3 protein-coding genes are annotated in these 3,383 nt (G+C 35.9%); all 3 read right to left on the reverse strand.

Features of this window, described 5'->3' with window-relative positions; all coding sequences use genetic code 11:
• Window positions 1–502: 502 nt before the first annotated feature.
• The 3 genes from AC3G7N_RS20420 to AC3G7N_RS20430 are packed head-to-tail and all read right to left on the reverse strand — an operon-like array spanning window position 503 to window position 2,850.
• Entirely contained in the window at window positions 503–868 is a 366-nt protein-coding gene (locus AC3G7N_RS20420; RefSeq protein ID WP_489424005.1) for a hypothetical protein, read from the reverse strand.
• 11 nt (window positions 869–879) lie between these two features.
• On the reverse strand, window positions 880–2,244 hold the full coding sequence (locus AC3G7N_RS20425; protein WP_489424006.1) for a PepSY-associated TM helix domain-containing protein: 1,365 nt from the start codon (window positions 2,242–2,244) through the stop codon (window positions 880–882).
• Between the two features lie 33 nt (window positions 2,245–2,277).
• Window positions 2,278–2,850: a DeoR family transcriptional regulator gene (locus AC3G7N_RS20430; protein ID WP_489424007.1), complete on the reverse strand. Its 573-nt coding sequence runs from the start codon at window positions 2,848–2,850 to the stop codon at window positions 2,278–2,280.
• Between the last annotated feature and the right edge of the window lie 533 nt (window positions 2,851–3,383).

A 3,383-nucleotide genomic window follows, 5' to 3' on the forward strand; every position in this document is an offset into this window, starting at 1 on the left:
AGTCTTGGCTGCTTGAATTAGAGAAAAAATATAACAATATTTTGTAAAGGAAGACAGAGAGCACGTGGGAGCTAAATACTCACTGCCAGAATGTCTTTAGCGTATATTATCCGCGTTTTGTCAGAGGGACCCCTAATAGGTATAAAAGTATCATCCATGTTAGTCAGGACTAATATAGATGATACTTTTTTTGTTCATGCAAAATAATCATCAAAACTACGCAATTTAAATAATAAATTGAAAGGCAGAATAGTTTAACAAGATAAATTAAAAAAGTTGATTCCTTAACGTACGGAAAATCAACTATTTTATATTAAAATTGGCTTAGCGTACGTTTTTGTTAAAATGCTGGCGGTACCCCATTTTGGAGAATTCTCTCCATTTGAAAAAAGATCAGGTCATGTTTTTTTATTATGTCAACTGGGTTTTCTAATTTGATTAGTGATGATTGCCATGTCCCTCTTTATTCGACTTTTCTTGTTTATCATCAGCAACCTCCATTTCACCAACGACAATCTGACGAATAGGTTGAATCGTTTGATCGTTTGTTTTTATTGTTGAATATAAATGGTATATTTCCCTCTTCATCAAACGAAGTCTGGATGTTTATATTTCCTTCTTCATCTTGCTCAAAAGGAACCTCCATTGTTTCCGTGTCTCCTTGTTTTTGCAAAACAAACGAAATGGCCATCAACTCTCCCTGTTTTTCACTTTGAAGTGAAATCATCATATCTACTTCCGTATTAGTTTCAATGGACTCAGGTACATCCCATACAATCTCCGGGGGTTGCGAAATTGTATCATTGGCATATGTACACCCTGACAACAAAAGGACCGAACCTATTAATACTAAAATTTTCTTATTCATCGGTATTCCTCCTAAGCCTGTAACCAGTCTTTTAGTTTTGGAATGAATGGAAGGATAAATTTATCAAAGACAAATACTATAATCAAGCTAATCCCAACTAGTGGCATTAGAATACCCATCATTATCATGAATCCCCATACTACACGTGTCATTTTAGGATTGTTCACCTTTGATGGTGCGCCTGAGTTATTAGCAGGTTTCCGTTTTCTCCACATAATAAAGGAACTAATAACAATCAAAATAATACCAACGCATACAAGTAATCCAATAATCTGATTGACTACTCCAAAGAGTCGACCTTCATGAAATGCGATACCAATGGAAGTAGCTTGTGCCATTACTCCGTAGTCTTCAAATCTTGCATCACTTAAGATAAAACCAGTATAAGGATCAATATGCAAAGTTGCTTCATCTAACACTTGACCATTGGAGGAAGTTACGGTAAATACGCCTGTCTCATCGGCAGGTAAAGAAATTGTATATGGTTTAGAAATATCCTGATTCAGAGCAATCTCATTAATTTTATCAATAGACAAAGGTATAAAGCCTTTCATCTTGGTAGTAGGAACCTCAAAATTTTCTGTTGCCCACGGTACATCTGCAGCAACATCTTCAGTGGCAATAGCCGAATCTGGTTTTTCACCGAATGCACTCCCAAAAGGTGGATTGCCTGTGTCTGTATTGGTCGCTACTCGATTCATTATCTCGCCGGTTACTCCTGACCAAGACAGCCCGGAAATTAAAATGATGATAATAGCACCAGAAAGCCAAAAAGCTGTTACTCCGTGTATATCTCTCCAAAATATTCTTCCTTTTCGATTTAAACGAGGTAGGAGAGTCCCCCAAACAGAAGGTTTACCCCTAGGCCACCAGACGTACAGACCTGTTATCATTAATATTACAGCCCATCCTGCAGCCAACTCAACAATTCGGTTAGCAATCTTTCCACCAACGAATAACTCACTATGAATTTTAACAACTTTATTCATTAGTAAGTCCCTATCTTTCATTGTCCCAACGATAGATGCATCATAGGGATTCACATATACTGTCTTTAAAACATCTCCCTGTGTGACTCTAATCTCTGTTGTTTTGCTACTTTCCTCGAATTGTCGAATAGAGGTAATGACAGCTCCATCCATATTTGAGGCAACACTATCCACTAGTTTTGAGGGAGATAACCGTTCTGTTGTCTGAGGCTGTATTTCATATAAACCTGAATATAAAGTTGCTTCAATTTGAGGCTTAAATAAGTACACACCCCCACTAATTGCTAATATTAGAAAGATAGGAGCAAAGATGATACCTGCGTAAAAATGCCATCGCCAAACAGCTTTAAACCAATCTCCCTTAGTTTTTCGTTTATGCTTATCCATGAAAATCCACTCTCCATCATCAGTATGCCTGGTCTAATCGTTATTGTGACAAACATGTCCATTCATAGCCTTTTCTATGGCAATCAATGCTTTTTCAAATGTAATGAGTTTTCCGCCAAATCCATGTTGAAATTGTTTTGCTTGCTCGTGTGACTCAAAGACCAATACTTCTGGCTGGCAGCAGTTCATATGAACATGCGCTTCCATTAAGAAAAAGGCTCTTTTGGCACTAATGGTTGTGTCTTTTAAAAAATCTCGGCAAATAATTTGAGAAACTCTGACCTCAATTTCGTTATAACGCAACAACCCGCAGTGCATACAACACGTTTGTTCAACTTGTTGGTTTGTTAAAATTAACTGAACTGTTAAACGATTTTGTACTGACTTGGCGCAATAAGCACAGCCTTGAAGATTGTCAGTTGTTAAATTAACTAAAGTTACACCATTAGACGTTTTTAGAACTTTTTCTTCCTTAACTAATGCAGCAATATCACGGTATACCGTCATTTCCGAGATTGCTAAGCGTTCGCTAATATCTGCTACACGAAGAGTTTCTACTTCATTAAGCCATGTTAAAATTTGTTTTTTTCTTTCAATAGGTAACATAAATTCACACCTTCTTTTAAAGATAACGCTTATACTTTCTCAAAAGATCACTTATTTATACAATAAATTAAGAATAATTCTTTTCCTATGTCCAAGTTGTGAATTTTTAATGTTATTTGTTAGACAACATGAAAAAAGAATCGAATTAAATCATCCCATCCCTTTTCAAACAATCACTTATTTGGATCTATTAGCTGCAATGTCCCCTACCGATTAGTTTTTTCGACACATTTATTGACCAATATGATAAGTGTCATTCAAGGTGGACTGGCGCATCTCTTCTTAAAAACGAGGTAACCGTTCCTCCATAAATAAGAGGTTGGGACAAAACTCAGTAAAAAAATAAAAGCGTGGTACTCACCGTATAGGTGACGTACCGCGCTTTTATTTTTTTAATCGTATATTTTTACTAAACAAAAAGAACCCCTTTTAATAGAATTAAAAAAAAGACCTTATAATTGAAATCTTTTTCACTTAGCGAGCTTGTAAAAGTTTTTTATTTTGTAATCAAGTCATATTTCTTCAAGATATCC

Source organism: Virgibacillus carmonensis (assembly GCF_057836705.1).